24 protein-coding genes are annotated in these 26,207 nt (G+C 35.7%); 13 read left to right on the plus strand and 11 right to left on the minus strand.

The window, feature by feature from the left end; translation table 11 throughout:
- Window positions 1–7: 7 nt before the first annotated feature.
- Window positions 8–1,627 (minus strand): FAD-dependent monooxygenase, encoded by a 1,620-nt coding sequence (locus tag DFR57_RS03100; RefSeq protein WP_114351686.1) that lies wholly within the window; start codon window positions 1,625–1,627, stop codon window positions 8–10.
- A gap of 198 nt (window positions 1,628–1,825) precedes the next feature.
- Between DFR57_RS03100 and DFR57_RS03105 the strand changes: the two genes are divergently transcribed.
- From DFR57_RS03105 to DFR57_RS03120, 4 genes are all read left to right on the plus strand, one after another.
- Window positions 1,826–2,422: a TetR/AcrR family transcriptional regulator gene (locus tag DFR57_RS03105; protein WP_170132891.1), complete on the plus strand. Its 597-nt coding sequence runs from the start codon at window positions 1,826–1,828 to the stop codon at window positions 2,420–2,422.
- Window positions 2,423–2,522: 100 nt separating this feature from the next.
- Window positions 2,523–2,921 (plus strand): hypothetical protein, encoded by a 399-nt coding sequence (locus DFR57_RS03110; RefSeq protein ID WP_114351688.1) that lies wholly within the window; start codon window positions 2,523–2,525, stop codon window positions 2,919–2,921.
- Between the two features lie 178 nt (window positions 2,922–3,099).
- A complete protein-coding gene (locus tag DFR57_RS03115) occupies window positions 3,100–3,282 on the plus strand; it encodes an H-type small acid-soluble spore protein (protein WP_114351689.1) in 183 nt (60 codons plus the stop codon).
- Between the two features lie 27 nt (window positions 3,283–3,309).
- Window positions 3,310–4,176: an SDR family oxidoreductase gene (locus DFR57_RS03120; RefSeq protein WP_114351690.1), complete on the plus strand. Its 867-nt coding sequence runs from the start codon at window positions 3,310–3,312 to the stop codon at window positions 4,174–4,176.
- Window positions 4,177–4,267: 91 nt separating this feature from the next.
- Here DFR57_RS03120 and DFR57_RS03125 read toward each other — a convergent pair whose 3' ends face one another.
- The 4 genes from DFR57_RS03125 to DFR57_RS03145 all read right to left on the minus strand — a co-directional run bounded on the left by DFR57_RS03125 (window position 4,268) and on the right by DFR57_RS03145 (window position 11,277).
- Window positions 4,268–5,812 carry a sensor domain-containing diguanylate cyclase gene (locus DFR57_RS03125; protein ID WP_114351691.1) on the minus strand — a complete coding sequence of 515 codons (1,545 nt, stop codon included), beginning with the start codon at window positions 5,810–5,812 and terminating at the stop codon, window positions 4,268–4,270.
- A 998-nt stretch (window positions 5,813–6,810) separates the two neighbouring features.
- Window positions 6,811–8,862 carry a catalase gene (locus tag DFR57_RS03135; RefSeq protein ID WP_114351693.1) on the minus strand — a complete coding sequence of 684 codons (2,052 nt, stop codon included), beginning with the start codon at window positions 8,860–8,862 and terminating at the stop codon, window positions 6,811–6,813.
- A gap of 400 nt (window positions 8,863–9,262) precedes the next feature.
- Entirely contained in the window at window positions 9,263–10,918 is a 1,656-nt protein-coding gene (locus DFR57_RS03140) for an ABC1 kinase family protein (protein ID WP_114351694.1), read from the minus strand.
- A gap of 56 nt (window positions 10,919–10,974) precedes the next feature.
- Entirely contained in the window at window positions 10,975–11,277 is a 303-nt protein-coding gene (locus DFR57_RS03145) for a phasin family protein (protein ID WP_114351695.1), read from the minus strand.
- A gap of 338 nt (window positions 11,278–11,615) precedes the next feature.
- Here DFR57_RS03145 and DFR57_RS03150 point away from each other — a divergent pair, with 338 nt between their 5' ends.
- Window positions 11,616–12,401 (plus strand): SDR family oxidoreductase, encoded by a 786-nt coding sequence (locus DFR57_RS03150; RefSeq protein WP_114351696.1) that lies wholly within the window; start codon window positions 11,616–11,618, stop codon window positions 12,399–12,401.
- Between the two features lie 340 nt (window positions 12,402–12,741).
- Here the strand turns inward: DFR57_RS03150 and DFR57_RS03155 are convergent, their stop codons facing one another.
- From DFR57_RS03155 to DFR57_RS03175, 5 genes are all read right to left on the minus strand, one after another.
- On the minus strand, window positions 12,742–13,974 hold the full coding sequence (locus DFR57_RS03155; protein WP_114351697.1) for a molybdopterin-dependent oxidoreductase: 1,233 nt from the start codon (window positions 13,972–13,974) through the stop codon (window positions 12,742–12,744).
- A 77-nt stretch (window positions 13,975–14,051) separates the two neighbouring features.
- The gene (locus DFR57_RS03160) at window positions 14,052–15,071 is read right to left on the minus strand and encodes an NAD-dependent epimerase/dehydratase family protein (protein ID WP_114351698.1); all 1,020 of its coding nucleotides are present in this window, start codon (window positions 15,069–15,071) and stop codon (window positions 14,052–14,054) included.
- Between the two features lie 325 nt (window positions 15,072–15,396).
- Window positions 15,397–16,155, minus strand: coding sequence for a tetratricopeptide repeat protein (locus DFR57_RS03165; RefSeq protein WP_114351699.1), 759 nt, complete (start codon window positions 16,153–16,155; stop codon window positions 15,397–15,399).
- A 593-nt stretch (window positions 16,156–16,748) separates the two neighbouring features.
- Window positions 16,749–17,066: a type II toxin-antitoxin system RelE/ParE family toxin gene (locus tag DFR57_RS03170; RefSeq protein WP_114351700.1), complete on the minus strand. Its 318-nt coding sequence runs from the start codon at window positions 17,064–17,066 to the stop codon at window positions 16,749–16,751.
- The gene (locus DFR57_RS03175) at window positions 17,053–17,319 is read right to left on the minus strand and encodes a type II toxin-antitoxin system Phd/YefM family antitoxin (RefSeq protein ID WP_114351701.1); all 267 of its coding nucleotides are present in this window, start codon (window positions 17,317–17,319) and stop codon (window positions 17,053–17,055) included. The genes DFR57_RS03170 and DFR57_RS03175 overlap by 14 nt, the downstream gene beginning before the upstream one ends.
- A gap of 259 nt (window positions 17,320–17,578) precedes the next feature.
- Between DFR57_RS03175 and DFR57_RS03180 the strand changes: the two genes are divergently transcribed.
- From DFR57_RS03180 to DFR57_RS03215, 8 genes are all read left to right on the plus strand, one after another.
- Entirely contained in the window at window positions 17,579–17,878 is a 300-nt protein-coding gene (locus DFR57_RS03180; protein WP_114351702.1) for a DNA-binding protein, read from the plus strand.
- A 728-nt stretch (window positions 17,879–18,606) separates the two neighbouring features.
- Window positions 18,607–19,008, plus strand: a complete 402-nt coding sequence (locus tag DFR57_RS03185) for a GNAT family N-acetyltransferase (protein ID WP_245937371.1) — start codon at window positions 18,607–18,609, stop codon at window positions 19,006–19,008.
- A gap of 154 nt (window positions 19,009–19,162) precedes the next feature.
- Window positions 19,163–19,876 carry an alpha/beta fold hydrolase gene (locus DFR57_RS03190; protein WP_114351703.1) on the plus strand — a complete coding sequence of 238 codons (714 nt, stop codon included), beginning with the start codon at window positions 19,163–19,165 and terminating at the stop codon, window positions 19,874–19,876.
- A gap of 96 nt (window positions 19,877–19,972) precedes the next feature.
- The gene (locus DFR57_RS03195; protein WP_114351704.1) at window positions 19,973–20,461 is read left to right on the plus strand and encodes a hypothetical protein; all 489 of its coding nucleotides are present in this window, start codon (window positions 19,973–19,975) and stop codon (window positions 20,459–20,461) included.
- 454 nt (window positions 20,462–20,915) lie between these two features.
- On the plus strand, window positions 20,916–21,413 hold the full coding sequence (locus DFR57_RS03200; RefSeq protein ID WP_114351705.1) for a P-loop nucleotide/nucleoside kinase family protein: 498 nt from the start codon (window positions 20,916–20,918) through the stop codon (window positions 21,411–21,413).
- A gap of 347 nt (window positions 21,414–21,760) precedes the next feature.
- On the plus strand, window positions 21,761–22,174 hold the full coding sequence (locus tag DFR57_RS03205; RefSeq protein WP_170132892.1) for a DUF1648 domain-containing protein: 414 nt from the start codon (window positions 21,761–21,763) through the stop codon (window positions 22,172–22,174).
- A 145-nt stretch (window positions 22,175–22,319) separates the two neighbouring features.
- Window positions 22,320–22,604 carry a YesK family protein gene (locus DFR57_RS03210; protein ID WP_114351707.1) on the plus strand — a complete coding sequence of 95 codons (285 nt, stop codon included), beginning with the start codon at window positions 22,320–22,322 and terminating at the stop codon, window positions 22,602–22,604.
- Window positions 22,605–22,687: 83 nt separating this feature from the next.
- Window positions 22,688–23,116, plus strand: a complete 429-nt coding sequence (locus DFR57_RS03215; protein WP_114351708.1) for a hypothetical protein — start codon at window positions 22,688–22,690, stop codon at window positions 23,114–23,116.
- Window positions 23,117–24,003: 887 nt separating this feature from the next.
- Here DFR57_RS03215 and pulA read toward each other — a convergent pair.
- The gene (gene pulA, locus DFR57_RS03225; protein ID WP_114351710.1) at window positions 24,004–26,112 is read right to left on the minus strand and encodes a type I pullulanase; all 2,109 of its coding nucleotides are present in this window, start codon (window positions 26,110–26,112) and stop codon (window positions 24,004–24,006) included.
- Between the last annotated feature and the right edge of the window lie 95 nt (window positions 26,113–26,207).

The raw sequence follows: 26,207 nt of genomic DNA on the forward strand, positions 1-26,207 counted from the left end.
ATAAGATCTATTTAAAAAGCATGTGAAGTAAGTTAACCGCTTTTTCAGCCTCGATACTTTTCATATGAAAAGCTACATGTGTGTCCGGTCTTATGAAAAGAGTACTTCCAACTTCCATTCCAATTCGGCTTTCCATTTCTCGATAGACGTCATACATGAGCGGTAGTTTGTTTTCCATGATATAGGAATTTCCGCCTTTTACAATTAAAAATGGTGTAATAAGACCCTCAAATTCCGCTTCCAACTTTTTTGCTAAAGTCTGTGTACTTTTTACCATCTCTTTATCCTCTGCATCAATATACATGAAACAAAGAAAACCATATCTCTTTAATAGCTCATATAGCCGGATATCCGGTGCATCGTTTAATAACATTTTAATATCAGGAACTCGATCACCCGCTTGAAGGGATTTAGATGAACGTCTTGAATCCACTAGCTTTTTATTTTTCTCGGTATCACGATAGTTATATTTTACATGTGATAAGCTTTCTGCCATCTTTTTTTGTAACGCATCACTACTCAAAGCACTTCTCCCTATCCAGTTTCTTAATTGAGCTTGTGCCCCCTTCATCGAAATCATCCGTAATGTCCTGCTTGTTTGCTGGATAATATTCTCTGCCACTGGCCATCTCTCTTCTTGATACGTATCTAAATAACGATCACTCGCATATCCTTTTAGGACTGCACTTAACTTCCACGTCACATTAACAGCATCCTGTAGGCCAAGATTCATCCCTTGCCCCCCTAATGGATTATGAATATGTGCTGCATCACCGACAAAAAATACGCGATCATGTCTATAATTTTCCACTTGTCTATGTGATGTTCCGAAATTGGAGACCCACGTCGTTTTTCCTATCTTAAGAGGGAATGGAACAAGACGAGCCACGCTTTCTTGTACATCCGCTTCTGTCAGGTTATCTTTATGTGGCAGGTGTTGAATGGTGAGGTCTAGACAAAGCACACGGAAGGTCCCATCGCGGTATGGGAAAAAAACTGCTGCACCTTTTTTACTGATATAGACAGTAATATAAGCAGGATCTAAATCAGCAATGTGACTATCTGCGAGAAAGAAAGTCTTTCCTTCTTTCTCTCCTTTAAAATCAACATCTAACAGCTCCCTCACTTTACTATGAACACCATCACATGCTAATACATACTTTGCTTCATATTCTAAGCATGCTCCGTTATGATTAACGGTTACTAAAACATGGTCTCTTTCCTGAACAAGTGATACTAATTCGTGCTCCTTATCTACTTTTCCGCCTCCTTCCCTCAAATGCTCTTCTAATATATCCTCTGTTTCATTTTGGGGAATGGTTAACAGATAAGGAAATCTACTTTCTAATTGATAAAATTTCAATAAGGAGGCCTTCCCACTATCAAAGGTGATTTTTGCCCGATGCCCTGGATAACCAGCCCCCACAAATTTCTCAGCAATCCCCAACACGTCAAATACCTCCAAGGTTCTTGCATGAATACCAATGGCTTTTGAAAAAGGCGAACGGTCCTTCCTTTTTTCAATACAAATGTAATCTATCCCACTTTTATTTAATGCATTCGCTGCGATTAATCCAGTTGGTCCCGCACCAATAATCATCACGTCTGTTTTTACTCTTTCGACCATAACTCCTCCTCCTTCGGTATAAATCTATATTATTTACAAGTTGTATATTTAAACTACATAATGTAGTTTATACTTAACATTATATTTAGTTTGAAATATCTTACAACAGATGATTTTTAACGATTTGTCGTTTAAACAACAGGATTTAAAGGATTGTATGTTAAGAAGGAGATATTTTACAAAGGAGCGATAATTGTTGTGAAAAAAATAGACCCTAGAGTGAAAAAGACACGAAGATCATTGAAGAGCGCGTTCGTAGAGCTTATCGGCGAAAAGGGGTTTGATGCTATTACCATTCAAGATATAAGTGCAAAAGCTGAGATCAATCGCGTAACTTTTTATCAGCATTATCAAGATAAGTATGATTTATTAGAAAAGACAATAGAGGACATGCTCCAAAACCTGATTCAAAACGTATCACCGGAATCTCGAGAAGATTTAATTGCTAAAAAAGATGAGCCTAGTGTTGTTTTTCTTAATCTTTTTCAATTTGTTTATGATCATCGGATTTTCTTTACAACGATGTTTGGGGAAAATGGTGTTCCTACCTTTCAATATCGCATGTCAAAAACGGTACAGCAATTTGTATCGGAAACGATAGAGGAGCTTACCTTAACCGTTCACGAACGAAAGGTACCAAAGGAGATTATCGTACATTACGTTACTGCTGCAAGTATTGGTTTAATAACCTATTGGATCGAAACCGATATGCAGTATTCCCCGAGATATATGGCAAAACAACTCGCTTTACTTGAGAAAATTGGTCCCATAAACGCTGCACTCGGAACACACTAATTAACAAAAATAAATATTAGCTGCCCAAAATTTTACTAAAAAAATAGGCACATCCTTTCTCTAGGTGAATACCCTATTACAGAGAGGAGAGGATAAGCAAATGAATCATGAAAATTATGGGCATCAACAGTATCCGCAAAACTTACATGACACATGTGAGCAACTGAAGTATTATCATGTCACGGTTTCCTTAAAAGACGGTACAACGTTTGATGGTATTATTGAAAATGTAGATGCTGAAAATGTCATCATTTTAGTTGGAGAAGATGTTATGGACCGCGAAGATAACACACCAGATCAATCACGCCAAGTCTTTAATCCATATGGCGGCGGAGGTTATGGCCCTTATGGTGGTGGGGGTTATGGTCCCTATGGATATCCTCCAAGAAGGGTACGGAGATATAGAAGACGTAATTTCCCGCTAGGTGCGTTAGCAGCATTAACACTTTTACCTTTTATTGCACCACTGGCGTACAACAATCCATATCCATATTACTAGACAGAAAAAGTGCGTATCCGCCTCCCGGGATACGCACTTTTTTCTCATTTTTCATTTTACAATTTCATTTCATTTTCCCAAAAAATGTTTAAGATTCATTCGATTAGGTTATTTTATTTACGTAAGTAATTAAATGCATAAGTAAAAAAATCAACAACATTTTATGGAGGCGATATACATGAATCTTATGCGAGCAAAAGAAATCAAAGATGATCCAGTTATGCAGGATGTTATATATAACGGAGAATATGTCTACATTCAATCTGTAGATGATGATCGACAAATTGCACTCGTGAACTATACAAAAGAATCAGAGGATGCATTTGAAGTAGACGTAACAAATTTATACGAAGAAAATTAAGATAAGACTACAGGAGGAAGCAGCAACATGAACCCAAGCGATATGCAAAAAGGAAGTACACCGCGACAAAAACAAAATAGACAGCCTGGTATTGAATCAGAAATGAATCCTTTACCACATCAGCCTACCGAGTATAAAGGCTCTGATAAGTTAAAAGGAAAATCTGCTTTAATTACAGGTGGCGATAGTGGAATTGGACGAGCAGTAGCTATTGTCTATGCGAAAGAAGGTGCTAACGTTGCTATTTCGTATCTTGACGAGCATGAAGATGCTGAAGCTACTAAGAAGATGGTGGAAGCGGAGGGCGTAAAATGTATCCTCCTTCCTGGTGATATCAAAGAATCTTCTCATTGTGATGAATTGGTTAAGAAAACAGTGGATGCATTTGGCGCTATCAATATATTGGTCAACAATGCAGCCATTCAATATGTAAAAGAGGATGTATTGGATATTTCAAATGAGCAATTTGAAGAAGTATTCCAAACAAATTTCTTTTCACAATTTTATCTCACCAAAGCAGCTGTCCGCCATATGAATTCTGGTGACGCCATTATTAGTACGTCATCGATCAATGCGTATAAAGGAAATGGCAAACTGATGGATTATACAGCGACCAAGGGTGCTATTACTGCATTTACAAGAAGTATTGCACAAAGCCTGGCAAGTAAAGGCATTCGTGCAAATTCTGTAGCACCAGGACCTGTCTGGACACCACTAATCCCAGCTTCCTTTAGTGAAGAGGAAGTGGAAGAGTTTGGTCAAGATGGATTAATGGGTAGACCAGGTCAACCTTCTGAGCATGCTTGGCCATATGTCATGCTAGCTTCAGACGAATCATCGTATATGACAGGACAAGCCATCCATGTAAATGGTGGATCTTGGACTTCATCTTAAATTAGAAAAAAGTTGAATTGGATCCCCCTTCCAATTCAACTTTTTTAGTTTACGTTATACTTTTCAATCCCGACTACAATGGAAAGAGTTTTTATTTAGCTTTTCTTTTAGAAGCATACATTGCTTTATCTGCTTTCTTATAAAGATGCTTTAACTCTTCACCGTCTTTAGGGTAGATACTATAACCACCGCTGGTATTTATCGTAATGTTTTTTTGATGATAAACAAACGTATCAATCATCTCAGTTAAAAAATAAGTAATTTCTTCTTCTGCTTGCTGAGGTTCGTTTATGTGCTCTAGCAACACAATAAACTCATCTCCACCCATCCTGAAAACATGCGCATCAAGTGAGAAAATTCTTGTTAATTCCGAAGAAAAATGTTGCAACGCTTTATCACCAATGAAATGGCCATAATTGTCGTTAATCTGCTTAAACTTGTTCAGATCCAATACTAAAAATGCGAAAGATGCTTCTCTCTTTTTCGCATTTGCAAGGATCTCTGGAAATTTATTCATAAAAGCTAATCTATTCGGCAGACCCGTCAAAGCATCATGATAAGCCAAAAACGTAATTTCTTCTTGCTGTTTTTTTTGCTCTGTAACATCACGCATTAAAAAGATAGCAAGTTCTTCCCCTTCTACCGTAATTAAATCTGTGTCCACTAATAATTCTGCTCTTTGTCCATTATCATCGATGATACTAATATCTGTATTTCTGAGTGCTTGTTTCTCCGTAAACATGGTCTCAATCTGTTGTTTTAATAATTCTCTCTGTTGTGATGGAAAATAATTGCTCATATCCGAATCTTTTAACTTGTCTATGCTTATATTAAACATTTTAGAAGCAAACGGGTTAATGTCTTGTATTTCTAAATTTTTATTTAATAAAATAATACCAGAAGGTGATAAATCAAATAACAGTCGGTATCTTTTCTCAAAATGTGGTAAGAAATCAAAGTTTTTTATCGCTAAATAAAGTGCAATGACAAAGAAAATAGTTCCAAAGATTTGAAGTGGAGGCAGTTCTCGAAAAGCTGGAGAATTCGCATAAAAAATATTTGTCACTAATACCCAAATCACCATCAATACAAGTCCAATCATTAATATAGGTAGGAATTTCTCATTTTTCTTTCCAGCTTCTGATCTATGAAATTTATAAACCATCCTTAAAACAAGAAATAAATATAACCATTGCATCAATAAGCCAACATGAAAACCAGGACCAAATATCACAACGGCCCTCTTATCCACTACTAGCATTTCTTTTATAAACCATCCATCAATCGAAGCTGTAGTTAAATGATAAATTAATGGAACAAGTAACATCACATAATACCACATTGGTAATTTCTGCTTGCCAAAAAACAGAGTAATCTTTGCAAATAGTGTCATTAACAAGATATGCAAAAGAGAATAGACAGGAAATTCTACCCATGTTAAAAGAAATTGCTTGCTCTCTGGAGCTAAATTGTACTCTAATAATAACAGTATAAAAATTAAGGAAAAGCCAAATAGGATCATGGCTGTTAACTTATGCGCTACATTGTTTATATTTTTAGTTAAGGTAGTCGTCCCTAGATAGAAAGAGAAGAAGGCTGGTATAATATGAATGATAAAGACAAATGTATAACTCATAGCGCTTCTCCTCTTCTCTTAATAGAGTCTTTATTTCATCATAGAATAATATACTATCTTGAAAATATCATATCTTTTTGTTCCTTATTCCTTTTTTATTTTATGATACTATTTTACCATATAAATGCTTTTAAGCAATATTTACAGCTTGTTTCGCCTGTGTATTAATTATAAATGCCTATATTTTGTCAAATTCCCTCTTTATCCTTTAAACGGAATTTATTGTGTCCAAGATATCTATTCTATTACAGTACCATTACATTTTTATTGTAATTGTGCTTATTGGCGCTTTTAAGGATTAAAATACTTATCCTGTGGTATGTAATAAGTAATTAGTTTTTATGATGACGCATAAATAATATTAACGAGAGATTTTTTTAACAGAAAACTTTGGATGGTGAGATTCCTTTTGTTAAAGTTCCACTGGACATGGTATAATGGATGGGTACAAATTCGATAAAACCTTTTCTTCCACAACTTTGTTAGCGCATACAAATTTTGTCCTCTCCATTAATCTGTTCCTGAATTAGGCATTAAGTAAGTTATTTATATATATTTAATGCACAAGGAGCTTGATAAAGATAAGCTAGCTTTTCACACAATCTCTATGCATCATATTAGCCTGTCTTATTGCTCCAAAAATTTAAAAGGAGGAATTATCTGTGAGGTGTAAAAGCTGTAACGGTGAGGGTTTACTTCGTTGTCCAGATTGCTCGGGTGAAGGAATTGACTATAGGATTCATAAGTGTGAAAATTGCGTAGGTGAGGGAGAAATTGCATGTGCAACATGTGAAGGTACTGGAAAAGTAGGCTTGCTGAAAAAAGTAAAATCAAAGACATAATTTTTTTAATCGCATATCTAGAAGTGAAAAGGAAGAAAGCATAGACTTAGTTTTTACTAGAGTCTATGCTTTTTGCGTTTTTTATTGATCCTTCATATTATATGATTATAATCATCATTAAAAAAAAAAGAGGAGATAGATCTCCCCTTTAATCATTTATACGACATTACGATCCCAGTGTCTATGAGCAGCAATGGCTTCAATGAATTCTCGGGCAAATTTCTTAGCCTCTCCACCATATACAACACCCTTGCTGTTTTTCATTTCATCTACCTGAAGAAGCTTTATCCCTTCTTCTGTTGCACCTATTGGCTTGAAGTGAGAAAATGCTTCGTGGACAAATAATGCAGACTTTTTATAAAAGGCTTTATCTTCCTCACTTCCTCCAACTGCATACACCGCATCAAATAAAACAGAATCTGCAGTTAAGAAAGTGTGATCGACTTCTAGTTCTGTGCCTTCTACTCCTTTCACTTTACCTAGCTTATCACTTAAGATTTCAGGCTGGACACCCGCTTCTTTTAACGTTTCTAATACCGTATTAACCTCTTTGTCCTGAAAATCCTTACCAAGGAGTACAGCAACTTTTCGTGTTACTGGAGTTTTAGTCGTATTCTCTTGACTAAGTGCTGGTGAAGCTTTAGTCACTTTATTTTCCTGCTCTGCAGGTGGTGTAATACCAATCGCTTCAGCAAAGCCTGTTGCTAATTCATGACTGACATTCGCAAACATTTCCACTACTTGGTTTTGAACTGATGCACTTTCTACTTTTCCCAACTCAAAACTAAAAGCATTTATTAAATGCTCCTTCTCTGCATCACTCATACTATTCCAAAATAAAGTAGCTTGTGAGAAATGATCTTTAAAGCTTTCACTTCTTGCTCGCACCTTATGCGCATCAATTTTTTCGTGATAGTGCGTATAGCCACCTTCTTTTTCCGTGGATGTTTCCGGTGTATTTTCCGCAAGAGAATTTTTGTGATAGCTTACTTGTCCTCGATTAATCGTTTGTCTACCATATCCATCACGCTGATTATTGTGGAAAGGGCAAACCGGGCGATTTATCGGCAGCTCATGAAAATTCGGTCCGCCTAAACGGATCAGCTGCGTGTCGGTATAAGAGAACAACCGCCCTTGCAGTAATGGATCATTGGAAAAATTAATTCCAGGTACAACATGACCTGGATGAAATGCTACTTGCTCGGTTTCTGCAAACACATTATCAACATTTCGATTTAGCGTCATTTTACCAATAATTTTTACAGGCACATCCTCTTCCGGCCATAGTTTAGTGGGGTCTAAAATATCAAAATCAAATGCGAACTCATCTTCTTCTGCTATTATTTGTACGCCAAGTTCATATTCTGGATAATCACCATTTTCAATCGAATCCCAAAGATCTCTCCGATGAAAGTCTGGGTCCTTCCCATTAATTTTTTGCGCCTCATCCCATACAACAGAGTGTGTACCTAAAACCGGCTTCCAGTGGAACTTAATAAAGTGCGACTTCCCTTCTTCATTTACAAATCTAAATGTATGCACTCCAAAGCCTTCCATCATTCGAAAGCTTCGCGGTATTGCTCTATCTGACATTGCCCACATTACCATGTGCGCCGACTCCTGGTTATTCGCAATGAAATCCCAGAAGGTGTCATGCGCTGATGCAGCTTGTGGCATTTCGTTATGTGGTTCAGGTTTTAATGCATGTACTAAGTCAGGAAACTTAATAGCATCCTGAATGAAAAATACCGGTATGTTATTACCTACTAGGTCATAGTTTCCTTCTTCTGTATAAAATTTAGTGGAAAATCCACGAGCATCTCGAGCTAATTCACCTGACCCACGATTTCCGGCTACCGTTGAAAAACGGACAAATACAGGTGTTTTTTTCGATGGATCTTGCAAAAATCCTGCTTTCGTATATTCTTTCATCGATTCATATACTTGAAATTCACCGTGGGCAGCAAAGCCTCGAGCATGAACAATCCGCTCCGGAATTCTCTCATGGTCAAAATGCGTCATTTTTTCACGAAAATGAAAGTCTTCCATTAAGGTCGGTCCGCGCTCACCTGCTTTTAATGAAAACTCATCCTCTGACACTTTTAGTCCTTGGTTCGTCGTCATTTTCTTGCCGCGATCGTCTGATGTAAACTTCTCCAATTGTTCCTTCTTGCTGCTTCCGCCATTAACGTTGTGTTCATCACTCATGTAGTGTTTTCCTCCCTTGTTAATATTGAAAAATTTAACATAGTAGTTAATTACCCGCTAATTCATTATACAAACACTTTTTTCAGAAATTGGAATTGTCTATTTTAAATGCATTTGTAAACCTTGTACTTGAGTGTGAAACTTTCAGATTTGTTCGTGACATTTGTTGAAGTGTACGTGAAACTTATCGAAGTGTACGTAAACACTTCTAATGTGTGCGTGAAATTCCTAAAAGTGTGCGTAAAACGTCCCAATGTGTGCGTGAAGCCTTCCTACATGTATGTAATATCAAATTTCCCTACTTCTAATTCTATGCAAATTATTCAAACGGCAGGTAACTCCTCTTCTTTCCAGTAAAAAAGCAAATCGAAATAAATCGATTTGCTTTCTTGCGTTTGGGTCAAAATCGTCCAGATCTAAAAATAGAAAACATCATCCAAGCGAACATTAAGATTGCAATAACAAAGCCAATTTCAATCGCTGGAATATTCCATAGCATAGAGGTTTGTCTGCCGAGTGCTGAGCCTATAATTAGACCAACCATAATCAAACTAAATGCTAATAATACGATACTAAAAGATAGACGATTGCTAACACGGTCTAATTTTGCAAAAAAAGAATCTGCTGCTGGAATGGATATTTCTACTGGCACTTTACGTTTTTTTACGATAGCAGATAGTTCCTGAACAATTTTTGGCATATCATGGAGCACGTCACCATAATCATCGAGCTGATCATAAATATTTTCTGCTATATTTTTAGGATTATATCGTTCCTTGATCAGTGCCCGCCCGAATGGCTCGGCCACTTCCATCACACTTAAATCAGGGTGCAGTGGTTCGATTACACTTTCCATTGTTATAAGCGCTTTTCCGACTAAGGTTAAATCGGTCGGAATGGAAATCTTGTGCTCGTGTGCAATAGAGAATAAATCGGTAACCGACTCTCCCAAGCTCACTTCGCTAAGTGATACATCATAATATTTAATCATGAACTGTTCAATATCACCTCTTAGTTCATGTTGATTAACCTCTTCCGGTACGACACCCATTTTACTGATCGCTTTAATAATTGCATCCGGCTTCTGTCTGACCATAGCGATAATTAACGAGGCAAAATGTGTTTGCATTTCAGGGGACAATCTTCCTACCATCCCAAAATCTAATAATGCAATTTTTTCACCCGGTAAAGCAAGCATGTTTCCCATATGTGGATCTGCATGGAAAAATCCATCCTTGAAAATTTGAAAAAGGATTGCATCTGAGAAACGTTCTGCGATTAATTCACGATCATACCCTCTTTCATCTAACTCCTCAAGCGCATTTAATTTCACACCCTCGATATGTTCCATCGTTAACACTTTTTTAGAGCTATAATCCCAAAAAATTTTCGGGATAGCGATATGCTTATTCTCTCTGAATTGTTTGCTCATAATATCTGCATTTCTGCCCTCAGTGACAAAGTCTAATTCATCAAGAATAGCCTTAGAAAATTCCTCTACTATATTTTTTAACTGATATTTTCTTAACCGATATAATCGATGCTCCGCTCGTTCTGCTAATTCATGTAAAATTTCTAAATCAGTTCGAATTTGTTTATCAACATTTGGTCGCTGTACCTTTACCGCTACTTCTTCCCCGGAATGAAGCACAGCTTTATGAACCTGCCCAATCGAAGCCACTCCTAAGGGTTCTTTATCGAAGGATTGGAAAAGTTCGTGAACCGGCGCTCCTAATTCCTGTTCGATCATTGCTTCAACATCTGGATAGGAAAAAGGCGAGAGCTGATCCTGGAGTAATTCTAACTCTTTAATCACGTCCTTTGGGATAATATCTGGACGCATGCTTGCCATTTGCCCCATTTTTATAAATGTCGGGCCAAGCTCCTCTAAAATGAGACGAATTCGCTCTCCAACTGTTTTCCGATGCTTTTGTTGTTCTTTATTTATAAGTGCTCTTTTTGGTAAAGGAAAGAGTTGATCAAGGCCTAACTCCTTGACTACATAACCAAATCCATTGCGTGAAAAGGCAACAGCAATCTCTCGATAGCGTTGCATATGGCGCATTCTCGCTCTAAAAATAATAATCCCCCCTTCCCTTATTCCTGCTAATATTAAAGGTCATCCTTATGTTGTTTTTCCAAGTAATCCAGGCGCTGCTCTATTGCTCGTAAATCTTCTTTTGTGGCAACGTCCAAATCCTCTAGCATTTTCTTTAATTTAAGCTGAATTTTTTGATCCATTTGGCTTTGACTTTCTTCTCCTTTTTTCCTAATTTCACTGAATAAATCATCTGACTCTCCTTGAGAAAGTTCACCTTTTTTCATCAATTCGTCGATTACTTTTTCTGCATGCTCTTTACTAGTGGCTGCCAGTCCCAGACCTAAGGTGATTCCTTTTTTAAATGTGTCTTTCATTTTGATAACCTCCATTCATTTTTTGTTATTCTTGCTCTATGGTTTATTAGTTTCCTTTACCCTTTATCACTAGCTAAAAAACGAAAATTAATTTCAAAAGCATATACATCTGTTTGAAAAACTCCATGCATACACTCAACGGTTAAATAAAATCCTTTACCTTTCTTTAAAGCCGATTAATTTCTTCATAAGATCAATTGGCTTTTTCTTGTGTGAAGGACAGCGTTTACTTTTTTAAAAATCGGGAAGTTTATCCATGTTTTAACTACGTAAAAATAACAAAAGATAACCATTATAAACAGAAGACAGCTGGATAAAACCTTTAGGAGGAAAACACAATGGATGAGAAGCAAAAGTTTGCAGGTAGGGTTGCGATTGTTACAGGAGGTAGCTCAGGGATTGGCCGTGCTTCTGCTATTATGCTAGCAAAGCAAGGAGCAAAAGTTGGTTTGATTGATATTAAAGAAGAAAATGCCGATAAGGTAAAGCAGGAAATTGAAGATTTTGGCGGAGAAGCAATGGTAGTCGATGTCGACCTTTCTAAACACGATAGAGTAGAAGCTGGCATCAATGAAGTCATCAACGAATGGGGCAGGCTAGATATTGTTTTTGCAAATGGCGGCATCAATGGTGTCCTTGCACCAATTGAAGACTTTAAACCAGAGGACTGGGATCAAACGATTAATACGAATCTAAAAGGAACCTTCCATACGCTTAAATATTCGATTCCTCATATGAAGGAAAATGGCGGTAGTGTGATTATTACGAGTTCTGTTAATGGAAATCGTACATTTTCAAATTTTGGGATGTCCGCTTATAGTACTTCAAAAGCCGGCCAAATGGCATTCGGTAAAATGGCAGCACTTGAACTAGCTAAATATAAAATCAGGGTCAACATCATCTGCCCTGGTGCGATTGAAACGAACATCGGTAAAAATACCAAGAAAACACCTGAGCTTGAAAAAATTGATATCCCTGTAGAATATCCTGAAGGAGATAAACCACTAGATGAAACGGCCAAACCAGAGCAAGTGGCAGAGTTAGTAAGCTTCCTCGCCTCTGATGCAGCGAGTCATATCAGTGGGACAGAGCTGTATTTCGACGGTGCAGAATCCCTGCTATAACGCAGAATAAGAGATTTAGTGTTGTTAAAATATAAAGAATGATTTTAGAACAGCTTGTAAACTAAGAGAAAACGGAAGTGAAAGACGTCGACTCCAGCGGGATCAGCACGTGTCCGAAGATCCACTTGGGAAAGTGTTCTTCTTTTCCAAGTAAGCTGAGGCCGTGCCCCGTGGAAAGCGACCGCCTGTAACTAAAGTGCATACAGACCTCGCAGGAAAGCGAAGTATTTTGATGGAGCGATGATTGTACCTATTTCTCATAAAAAAATCCGAACTGATTCAGGTGTTCAGTTCGGATTTTCCTATATATCAACTAACCATTTTTAGAATGTAAAACTCATTATACATTTTCAACCCATGCATCGGTATCATAGCCACGTTCTTCCCAGTAGCCGATATGTTCTTCTTCAATCAATTCGATTCGGTTTAACCACTTCACCGATTTATAAGCATACATTTGAGGTACTAGAAGTCTGACTGGCCCACCATTTTCTTGGGTGAGTAATTCTCCGTCTAATAAGGTTGCTACCATCACATCCTCCATCATTGCTTGATCAATCGTTAGCGTATCCGTATAAACGCCATCAGCAGAATAGAATTTCACATATTTCGCATTATTTTTTATTCCTGCATTATCTAAAAATTGCTTCAACGGAATGCCTTCCCATGTTCCTTTATAGACACTCCAACCGGTTACACAATGAAAATCACTCACCTGTACTTTTCGTTGCAGATTTAAGAATTGATCCCAATTATATTGAGCAGGGCTATCGACAAGCCCGTCAATGGTAAAATTCCAATTTTCATTCGTAAGGATAGGCATTTCTGTTACCGTATAGTACCTGAATTGACCTTCCTTTCCCCCACCGATTGGTGGAAGTGAATCCGCATTTGGTTCGGGAAGCGGCGAAAATTGATTGGCACCCGGATTAGATGCTGTATTGGTTGGTAAATTAAGATAGGGCGCGACCCATTTAATAAAATAATGTGACGAAACTAGGACAATAAATCCTCCAAGAAGAATGCGTAAAAAAGACCGGCGCTTGTAGACAGGATTACCGTCTTCTATCTCCATTGGTTTTTCGACCAAGCTCTTTTTACGGAAGCGTTTTTCTAGTTTTTTAAATGTTTGCGTTCGCGTTAGGCTATGGTAAATCACGTAAGGAAGTCCGACCCATGTGGCAAGGTCATGAATAATGAGCGCCCACGAACTAACAGTTGGCGGAAATTGTCTATGGAAAGTTAATAGGAATCCTGAAACCATTAGCACAAGCAAAATAGAGATAACAAGCTTTAAATTAAGCTGTTTATATTTTGCCTTTCGAATCGTCAGCTGGTGCTTTTTCCGCTTCGGCAGATAAAAAAGTAGCGGAAGTACACTAATGACGCCGATCCAAATATGAATATCCTTTATCCACACACGTGTTGCGGGAAAAGTAGACCGAAAAGCTGCTGACAATAAAAGAAGTCCTGTTAAACTAAGCAGAAAAAAAAGGATGGCATTCGAATGGTGGAGTCGCACTAATTTTTTCCCGACATTTAAGTTGCGCTGAAAGAACACCTTTATATCCATGCTTTTGCCCCTCTCTCTCGTATCGTGCTGTCGCGTCTTTTTCCTGGGTCGTTTACCTGGGCGTCGTGCTTAGTTGATTATCCTTCCCCATCAATACTTTTTAAAAAGGTTTCGTAGACTTCAATCGCTTTGTCCATTTTCTTATTAAAAGCGACGTCAATTCTTTGTAGTTCTGGATTTGCTTCAAAGTATGCAATTGATTGTCTGATGCCGTTCTCAAAGTTTGTGGTTGCTTGGTACTCGGGTACAAATGTCTTAATTTTTGTGTTATCGACGACATAGCTATTGCTTAGATCACCAAACAATGGTCCTTCTAATTCGGGTATAAATTTGGAAATGGTCTCTGACGTCATATGAATGATTTTGGGTTCAATTCCGACTGCTTGGCCAATTACTTTAAGGTATTGGTCCCAAGTTTTCACTTCGTCTGAGGTAATATGAAAGCCATGTCCGAGTGTTTGGATATTCCCTAATAATCCAACTAATCCTTTTGCGAAATCAGTATTATGGGTAAGGCTCCAAAGCGATGTCCCGTCACCTGGAACGATAATTTTCTTTCCCTTTTGCATGCGATCGATCAATGTCCACGGATGTGTTGGGCTATTTACAGCAAACGGAATTGCCGTTTTCCCGTAGGTGTGCGATGGGCGAACAATCGTTACCGGAAAATCATTTTCGCGGTATTCCTTCCTTAATCTCTCTTCTGCTGCAATTTTATTGGTGGCATAGTCCCAGCCTGGATTATGCTGTGGCGTGGATTCGTCTAAGATATAATAAGCGGGTGGTCGTTGATAGGTAGCGACAGTACTAATAAAGATATATTGATTGGTTTTACCAGTGAAATACGCGATATCTCGCTCAACGTCTTCTTGTGTAAAGTTAATCCAGTTAACGACAACATCAAAATACGCATCATCTAAAAGCGCTTTCATTTCCTGTCTGTTATGAATGTCACCTTGAATTACGTGTGCGCCTTCTGGCACAAATGCATTTCTTTTTCCTCTATTTAAAAGGTACAGCTCGTGACCTTTTTCAACTGCTAGCTTCGAAGCAGCAGAGCTTATTAGGCCGGTACCACCGATAAATAACACCTTCATTTTATGCAACACCCCTCTAGTTAAGTGTCTTTAGCATACCAATTTAAAGGGTATTAGTAAATTTTCGAGACCTGAGTATTTACTGGATTATGAGAGCGTGTAATTATGGAAACATATAAGCAAAGGCCCTTTTGCCAATAACCGCATTAGCAAAAGAGTCTTTTTAATTTAAATCAGATGAAGATTTCTCTAGCCAAAGAAAAAAATCCACAACTAACACTTAGGTATAGATTATTTTTAACATATTTAGATATACACCAAACGCATATTACAAATACCAAACATGATTTCCGCTGCTTACGTCTATATACAGCACAAAAGTGTATTATTGCTCGACACTACTTAAATCTTCATATTTTATCACTATATTATCATGGGATTTTACCTTTTCCTTTAACTCTATCAATTCTTGCTTTTGTTCTTTAGTAATATCTTCAGCTGCTAAGCCCATTTCAATCATCTCAACAAAAATAGGTTTATCAAAATAAAGATTACTCTTAATCATACCTAAATAACTTTCGGATATATTACCTTTAGTGTATTCTGCATTAAATTGTTCTATTTGATCAACCCATTCTTGATAATGTTCAATATTTTCTTCTTTTGCTTTTTTCGCAAGCTCCAGTGCTTTTTTTGCATTTTCTAGTGCTAATGTTGGTTTATCTAATATAACTTCTAAAGAAGCAATACTAATATAAAATGCAGCTTTTGGATCAAGCTCTATTGTTTTTTTTCGATTTTCATAAGCTTCTTTAAAGTCGTTTTGAAAGATATTTACAAGCGTTAACCTGTGCCAAGCCAAAGAGTTTTCAGGCTCCCGTTCAATTACCTTTTGATATTCAATAATCGCATCTTCATATTGTTCTTCTAGAAAATACCTCACTCCTAATTCTAGATGCGCAGAGGTATCTTCTTCGTTTTCATCTATATAATTTTTAATATTTTCAATCTCTTTTTGATCTTCATTAGAGGTGCTTTTTTGTGAGAGGGCGGTATTTCGATCTTGGATAAAATTTATTAGTATTATACTTGCTATAAGGAAAAGACAGATGAGGATAAATACAATCCACTTTTTTTTATTCACCTTATGCACCATCCTTTAATTCTAAATTTTTAATTCTTAGAGAGCAGATTGTCAAAATAATGAATAGGTAAAAGAGACAGATAGATTCTAGGAAGAGTAATAGGAGTTTTAATAGAAAACTATTAGCATTTTTGATAGTTACATATTATCACAAATATATGTAAAAAAAAGAAAATTTTGGTTTTTTGTGGTGTTATTTTGAGAGAGAATTACAAAATTTAAATGTTAAAGACTTACCTAACTTTATCAAAAGTATAAGCTGATAAATAAAAATATAATGGATTAGATGGGTATGATTAAGCTCTACTGAACTAATTTGAATGCGCAATAAAAAAGCAAGCCTATGCTAATTTTCAGCTTGTATAATTAAACTTTAATAGTACAAATAGAATGATTGATACTTAGGAATGAATTAATAATTAAGGCACAGGCTACAAATGGGTCGTGTGGAAAAGTAGTAATTTCTCCCGATAAGGCAATAGCGTAAATTCGTGCTAATATCGTTAAGTGTAAACTTGTCGCTGATGCTTGATTAAATTTACAGCCTCGCACAGCTTTGCAATGAAACAAGTCATGCTACCTTTTATTTTCTACTAAATAAGATCTTGATATTTTTGGCCTCCATAAAGTACACGCATGACTACTACATGTTTTTCTTCTTCAACTATATAAAACGCAATATAATTTTCAATAATGAGCTTTCGATAACCTTTATTTTTTAAAATTTCATCCTTTACAAAGCTACAGGAAAATGGAAATTCTTTTAGATTCATAATACTTTTTTCTATCTTCTCCAAAAGGTTATCCGCTGCACCTTCATTTTTTAGATCACTAAAGATATAACGGTATATTTCCTCTAAATCTTTATAAGCAATAGGCGTGATTTTAATCGTATATTTATTCATGGCCATATTTTTTCTTTAAATCCTTAAAGACTTCTTCTCCATCTAAAAGCTCATCCTTGTTATTTAATTGGGCTTCTGCTTGAGCTAAATTTTGATATAACTCTAACTTAGCTAAAGAATTCTCATATGTCTCCATACTCATGATAACCATATCTCCATATCCGTTCTTTGTAATAAATAGAGGTTCCTTTATTTGGTGGCAAAGTTCAGAAATTTCCGTTGTATTTCGTAAATCCTTAATAGGACGAATTTTTGGCATTATTTCAACTCCTCTTCACATTATTATGTCTTAATTATAGCATTATTATGTCTATTATCAATTATCTGCCATTAAATTTCATTCTTCAACCTCATACCTAATTAAAAATCCTAAGGAGGGTAACCCTTTTGACACTGCACAAAAATTGATTAGTTATAACACGCTTTTAAAATAAGCTAATCGACTAAAAAAATTTTTTTAGAACTTTTATAGCTTTGATTCGTATAAAGAGTGTAAACTAATTTCAAGGAGGGATAAAATGGAATTTGATTTTTTCTGGATCGCGATTGGGCTTGCAGCTGCAGGCTATTTTATTGGGGAAGGGTTAAAGCATTTTAAAAATCCCGAAGCGGACAGCATTCTAGATGAGTTTGATGACGAAGATGATGAATTTGAATTAATTAAGGAAAAGTATCTTCATTATTATATAGGAATTGCAAAAGAAGATATTAAAGCTTTTACTGAGAAATACCCAGATATCCCGCATATTACGGTTAACAATAATAAGTACTATCCTAAAGAAAAATTACGTAAATGGATGGAACAGATTGGTGAATAAATTATTCATGGGGAAAATATAAACGCAGACCGCCGGTTAAAAACGTAACAACCGGACCGTAGTAACTGAGATATAGGAACTAGGGAGAGCTAACGAACCACTGTTAACTTATCTTAGGACGCATCCTCAGAAGTTACCTAGTTTTTGGTACTAAAGTGGGCAAGGTTACTAGCGCTTACTTTATCCAAAAGCACAAATTTTATAAATTCCGGCAAACAGAATAAAAGCACGAGAATTACACTAAGTTGTTCCGTTCCCGTAAAGAAAGATACGAAATAGCATACTAATTAGCAGACCAAATCGCATATGATTTGGTCTTTTGTTTTCACCTTATAAAACAGCAATTATTGGCTATTTTCACTTGAATTGGCATGCAAAATTGTAATCGCAATAACATAATAAAAGTAGCAGTTAGCAACTTCTAATTACGATGTAATTTGTATGATATTTACTATCTTGATTTTTAAAAGACCAAATAGGTAATTGTAATTTTATGTTAAAATTATTGTAGAGTTTGTGGAGGATTACTATTAAGCTAACAAGCTAACGCAACAGAAAAGTTTAATTAGATAATTCGATACTAAATTAATGTATTTGCTGGAGGCATGGTATATATGAGTTTTGAAATCCGTGAAATGGTAAAAGAAGATACTGAGCAGGTTCAAGATGTAGCTAAAAAAGCTGGAATGAAACGTATGAAGGAATAATTCCAAAAGGGATACAAAAAAATGTTAAACGTAGCATACAGCGATGAGATAATTAAAAAACGTCTGTGTGGATCTTTTCTATTTGTTGCAGAAACACACAATAATATTGTAGGTTTTGCTAACTTCTCACCATATAGCCATGGAGAAGTAGAATTAAGAGCAATATATCTTTATTCAAACTATCGTAAGGGAATAGGAACAGCCTTGTTAAAAGAAGGCAATCGACGTATAGATGGCATAAGAGAATTTTATATGGATGTAGAAAAGGAAAACACAATTGGAAGAATACGAGGTGAAATGGTTATGGATACTGTGGTAATTTTTGCGTTTTCTGTTGCGGCAGGAGCTTTAAGCATTGCATTGTTTGCATTTTCAAAAATAGAACAATTGGAAAAAAGAGTAAAAGAACTAGAAAATAAATAAACTGTGAAAAATTAATTAATGTGAACAATTACACTTAAAGTAAAGGGTGCAATTGTTGAAGAAACAGTAAGCATTTTTATTAAACTAACGACGCAAGTTAATGAAAGAAGAGAATTGAATATTCTGCAAAAGAAAACAAGAGAGGAGGGATTAAATGATTTTACATACTGAAGTTTTGGGGGATGGAGAACCAATTGTATTTCTTCATACTGGATTACAAACTGGTTTAACTGATTTTGAAAGTCAGAGAGATTATTTTAAAGATAAATATAAAGTTATTCTGCCTGATTTACGTGGACATGGAGAGTCAATAACAGATGACCTGACCAACTTCTTTGAAGATTCAGCAAAAGATATAGCAGATACTCTTAACAATTTAGAAGTGGATTCTGCCCATATTGTAGGATGTTCATTAGGGGCTTTAGTGGGTTTGTCTTTTGCAAAAAGATTCACTAAGAAAACTAAGAGTCTGACTATTTCCGGTGTTATGTTCGAAAAACCAAATAATTGGTTAGAACTACACAAGCAGGATATGGAACGTCAAGAGCAGTTAATGAAGAATGATGAAATTGTTGGTTTTTTTAATAATTTACATAAGTCAAATTGGAAAGAATCCCTTGAGATTGCAAAAGATGAAAATTGGTATCCATTTGAAATCACAAAAGATTTGGAAGATATTACTTCTCCTATTCTATTTATGGTGGGTGAGGGTAATAAAACTGAAACTAAAGGTGCATTATTTTACCCTTCAATAAAAGATGATGTCCACGTTTCTATCATTCCTTTCGCATCACACTTAGTGCATTCTGAACAACCAGATATATATACGAAAATATTAGAAAAGTTTATTAACAAGGTTAACAATTAAAACTTTTTGTTGAACTAAAGGGTAGTTAGTGGAATAAGCTATTGCTACTGTTGTGGCGTTAACGGGGAGGATTATAAAAGAAAGGAGCAGGCTAAATTGAAACAAGTATGGGAAAGATTTAAGACAGTTAAAGGGTCCCTTTTAGAAGGGATTTTTACGAATCAGCTTGATACATACCGAGTAAATAAGGAACTTATACTGCATTCGTATCAACCTTTACTGTACATTAGAAAAACCAATTCATCTGACATAAAGTATTGGAAATTGGACTGGATTGAAGACGACACAGGTGATGACATTCTGTTACTGAAAGAACAGAAAACTCCTGAACCAATTAAATACGAACTAATAGATGCCCCCTATCAGAAACATATCATTATGGGTTCCAGTTTTTCAGTTGAACCCAATTTAATAAAAAAGGTAAGTGGATACGGTTTTAAGAATAGTAACAATGAGATGACTTTATCCTCCTTTGTTCTAGAACTTGATGACTTGTGCATTTCTATTAAAGCGGGAGCAGTTATAGAAATGAAAATTACAGAAGAGGAACCTAATGATTTAGGAGACTTAATTTTTGCAACATAATCCTTTGTGAATTATTGTACTTAAAGTGACGTGTGCTTATCTTCAATATAGTAAATGTAGAAGTAATTATTTAAATTGAAAATATAATAATGAGAAGTAAAAATTAGTGGAGGAATTGATAAAATTTGAAGGTAAAGTTTAATAAATGACTTTTACCGGAGTTTGAGTTAAACAAAAAGATAGATATTGTGAATATAGCAAAAGTCGAAGGAATATTAAAACGAGATAAAGAGTCCTTTATCTTAGTAATTGGTTTTGTGATTATTTTAATAGGGTTATTTAAAAAAGATAAGACTAAATAAAAAAAGGTAATAGGTTATTCTTAAAGAAAGAGAAGTGCTTTTTTTCTAGAATTTATACTGTTAACGAGCAGATTAGCGAATGTTTCGAGTATTTTTATGTTAAAATTAAATAAGGGCAACAACCACTAAAATAAGCGCAGGGGTTAAAAGATATGAAACAATCGGGGACACTATACTTTTTTTGTGGAAAAATGGGCGCAGGAAAATCAATTAAATCAAAACAATTGGCGTTAGATAATCATGCGGTACTGTTGTCTGAGGATGAATGGCTTTCATATCTTTACCCCAATCAGATCGCATCATTTGAGGACTATCTAAAATTCTCAGCGCAGCTCAAGCCGTTGGTGAAAAACCATGTTCAAAATATATTAAGTATCGGTACAGATGTAGTGATGGATTTTCCAGCTAACACTCAAAAACTACGAAAGTGGTTTTTGGATATCGCTTCAGAAGTCAATGCAAGCCATCAACTAATTTTCCTTAATCTAAATAATGAGCAATGCTTGCGTCAAATTGCACAAAGACGTAACGAACAGCCAGAAAGAGCAGCTTTTGACACGGAAGCGGTATTTATTCATGTTACTAAATACTTTGAAGAACCAAAAGCATCCGAAGGTTTAAATATTTTAGAATTTAGTGGAAAAGAATAACAAATAGTTCAACACAGCGATATAAAAACCAGAAGAAAAACTCATTTGCAACGGAGAAATCCACCTTCTAAATAAGCCTTTTCATTCTATCAACTCCAAAGACTTAAACCTTATATTTTAAGGATAGATTATTTTTTCAAATGGTTAAATCCATGACCCCCTTTCCCAACAAAAAACACTTAGCATGAGCAAAATAATTAAGCAGTTAAGTATCACTCCACAGCCAGAACACTTGTTGAGTGTTTTTCACTACTAGTTAGAAAAAATAAAATGAGATGATTCTTTTGTATAAAGTACCTTCTGTTCTGGGAGGTATTCTTTATGATATAAAAAAAGTGGAGGTTAAAATGAAAACTAAATCTTTAAAATCAACACTTATAATAATCTCAACTGCTATTTTCTTATATCATGCTTTCCATTTACTTTATCTTTGGTCAGATATTCCAAATCAAATAGCTATTCATTTTAGTAGTGGAAAGCCTGATAATTGGGGTTCGAAATTTATTTTATTTATAATGCCCGCTGTAAGTGTTTTAATTTGGTATCTTATGGGGTTATTAGTCAAAAATCCAGAGAAGTTGAATTATATCAATCTCACAGAAGAAAACAAAGAAATACAATATTCTAAAGCTGAAAAAGTGACTTTACTAATTCAATACCTGGGCTCTATAGCCTTTATATTTGCTAATGAAGCACTTCTAAGAAATTCGGTTGAAATGGGGAGTCGATTTTACCTTTTTCAATTGCACTTGTCCTTTTAGCTATTTGTTTTATTGCACCATTCTACTTATTGTTCTGGGCGGCATCCTTGAAATATTAGTTAAGAATATTTGTGTTATATTCCTTGTTCAATAAACGGTTAGCTTTACTAGAATAAGATAATTCAATAATTAGGAGGAGATTGTCATGGATGTACTTTATTTAGAAGGTTGGTTACCAATCATATTAGTTTGTATTTTTGTTATTACAATAATTTGTTTATTAGCAAAGTTTGTAAAACGAATAGTTTTGTATTTTGTCTCTGCTACTTTTTTTGTATTACTTGTTGGAACTTTTATATACAGTATATTTGGGATTGGTCGTTGGGAGGGAATGGCAATTGGTTTCTATTCCTTCTCAGCTATTATTGGAACAGCCATTGGAACAGCTATTAGCCCGTTTATTAAGAATAACAAAGAAAATGATATTTAAAGACCACCGTGAAGATATTCACTTAAAGGAAAGGGGTGCTTATGTTTAAAAAATGAAAAAAGTTTAGAGGAGTTGAGAAGTAGGTGACTTTAAGAAGATTCGGCCTTGTCCTCCTATTTATTATTCTGAGTGGCTGCATACAAAATAATATAAATACATCTAATGAACTGCAAGAAGAAAAGGCGTTAATACTAAATTCAGCTGAAAAAGAATTAGAATATTGGAAAGTAACAATGAAATTAGTTGAGAACAGTGAATTTGGCTTGGGTTATATGTTTGAAGCAATTTATACAGGTGAACAAGCAATTGCAGATGCAAGTATGCAAATTAATGCTAATGAATCTTTTAATACGACTATATCAACCAATAAATTAACACCTGATAAAAGTTTAGGAATGGAAACCATTTATTCCGTCAAAGAAAAGCCGAGCAAAATAGACATAAATATTATTTGGAATGAAGAAATGAACGAAGAAACCATATTTGAAGTTGATAGGGAGATAATAGAGTAAAAGGATGCTATTTACTAACGAGAGTGTTAGTAAAATTTTTAATAATAGAAAGAAGGAAACGAAATGAAAATACTGTTTTTAATTTTAATTTTTGCTGGTATTTTTGGAGTATATGATGCAAGAAGGAAAATTAATAATAATATCCTTGAGTAGACCGAGGAACTTAAAAAAATACGTGATCAATTGAAAGAAAACAGTAAAAAGTAGATTTTACTGTTGAACTAACGGGCGTTTTCCTTTAATAAGGAGTTGTATTCTTATTCAACTAAACCATCCGCTGGTTAGCACAAGAGTTAAATGGTTTTGAATAATCAGGAGGTTAAGCTTTTGAAAAAATACAGGCAAGCCATTATTTGGGCTCTGATTGCTGTAATGCTTTTTCTGATTTGGCTTTTAACACGATAAGGCTTATTGAAGCAAGAGAGCAGTTTAGTGAAATAGGAAAAATTTCTGTTTATAGGGCATTAGTTAAATTCTTTAAAATTTAGATGTGCGTTAGTTTGATGGGGAGGTAAAATGAGGAAATTCATAGAAAAAATAATTTATGTTGTGTTTACAATTTTAATTTTTATAGTGTTTTGGAAAATTACAGGAAAAGTTTGGGAAGAATTTGTTCCGTTGAATTATAAAACAAATTTAATAGGACTTATTTTTGTTTCACCTATAATAATTATACTTTCATTTGTCTTATCCAGTTTGACTTTCCATTTTATTAGGAAATCTGATTAAAGGTTTGCTCTTGCGTACGGGTAGCTTTAATTGATAAAAAAAAATAAAAATAACGCTTGAGTATTAAAAAATCAAGCGTTTTTGTTTGTTTATTATGGTTCCATACATATTGTGTTTTGGTATGTTATTTTAGATTTTCTCTACGGTACCGGAACTACTTATAATTTCACCCTACTTCTTCTCCAAACACTGAATTCATAGGCTCCAATTTCTGTTGTTGCACTTAACAAACAAGATATGGGAGATAAAGAACAAGCATGATTGCTGCTTAGCTTTTCCCATCTGCCTTGGTTAGGCATCGTTATATTCATCACAGAAGCGGTAGGATTAATGAAGATTGCAAAATCCAAACTGGTTCCCATTAACATGTATCCGAACACTGGATGTGGTGCTGGAATGATATGCACCCGCTTCTGAATTTCTTTTTTGGAATCGAGACGGAAAACGCGATATTTTTTGCGAATACCGAGCAATATCCGCACCCACTGTATGCTCTCCTCTTCCCTTCCCCGAGATGTCCAATCCAACTGATTTACCTCGTCAGCCGAAATATAACTATTTCCATCATCTTTTTTTGTCCGGAAAAATTCTTGACCTGCATGTAAAAAAGGTATACCTTGACTCAAAATAGTGAGTCCTGTTGCAAGCTGGTGCACCTTCTTACGACTCTCTTCCGTTAACTCATGGTTCGATAACACGAGACGGTCCCATAATGTATGGTTATCATGACACTCCACGAAATTGACTGATTGCAGTGGCGTAGAAAAAAGTGGATGACCATATCTCTCGTCACAGGAGCCTGTCACCAATTGTGGCAAAAGCTCCAAAAACTTACCAGATCCATTAATATACCCTGCATCACTTGAAAGGAACACTTTCCCTTTGATGTGATCACGAAAGACATCATTAAAAAAGCTAACTCCTTCGAGTTTCATCGATTGAGCAGCTGTTGCTCTCTCTTTTGCGTCCAGTTCTGTATCTAGCTCCCATCCTTCCCCTAAAAGAAGAATAGGTCGATCCGCTTTTAGACAACGCTGCTGGATTTGCTGCATCGTTTCGAGATCGATTAAGCCCATTAAATCAAACCGAAAACCGTCGACATGATACTCATCCAACCAATAATCGATCGCGTCGAGAATAAATTTTCTCACCATTTTTCTCTCCGTTGCCATATCATTTCCTGTCCCGCTTCCATCACTTAAACTGCCATCTTCTCTATATCTGAAATAATAACCTGGCACTAACTTTTCAAATGCGGAATTAGCCTGATCAAATACATGGTTATACACCACATCTAAAATAACCGACATCCCGTTTTTATGAATTGCCTCAATCATTTGTTTGCACTCTCGGATGCGGACTTCAGGATTATTCGCATCTGTAGCGTAACTGCCTTCCGGTGTTAGATAATACAACGGATCATATCCCCAGTTATAGCTGTCTTCAGGTTTAAGCTCATCTACTCTCGCAAAATCCTGGAGTGGAAGCAGTTGAACATGCGTACAACCCAGTTCTTTTATATAGCTTAAAGCAGTAGAATATCCTGCTGTATTTTTCGTATGCTCTTCGGTTAATCCAAGAAACTTTCCCTTCTGGCTCACTCCACTGTCCAAAGAAATAGTTGCATCCCTGATATGAAGTTCGTAAATGATAGCATCCTGCTTTTCGACTTTTGGATAAGAACCCGCACGGAAGCTATCCGGATCTGTAGCAGGAAGATCGATGACCACACCTCTTTCGCTATTTGCCGTCATACTTTTAGCATAAGGATCATTAACCTTTTGCACCTCTCCGTTTATCGCCACGACAAAGTGGTACGGCATATTTTTCCAGTCACCTTCCACTGCTATATACCAGACACCGTTCGCTTTTCTTTCCATTTGAAAAGTTTCAGTTTCGATAACTAATTCTACTTTTCTTGCTGTTGGTGCCCATACAGCAAATTCACTTCTATCTGCAAAATAGCTACAGCCTAATTTTTCATCCGTACAATCATAGGTTTGATCAAACCAAGCACTGCGAACGACTTTCCGAAGATAGATCTGCCATTCATCTCCCCCCCAAGAAAGAGAAGCTACACATTCTAATGAAAAAGGATCTTCTAAAGTAATTTGAGCGGTGTTTTCATCTAAAAAACCGACCGATTTTATCATGCAAGGGCTATTTCCCACATATACATGTGGTAAGGAAGCTTCTAACGATTCGCTTTTTGGTACTTCTATCGTGATGGTATCTTTTTCATCTAACCAAGCGACACGCTTTTTCACAGATGGATCCCTCTTTTCTTTCCTATCAAATCTTTTTTTGAGCCAAGATCAAACTTTTCAACTCTTACCAATCTATTCATAAATTCGGGGTTATA

This window comes from Saliterribacillus persicus, from assembly GCF_003337485.1.
Lineage (GTDB): Bacteria > Bacillota > Bacilli > Bacillales > Amphibacillaceae > Saliterribacillus > Saliterribacillus persicus.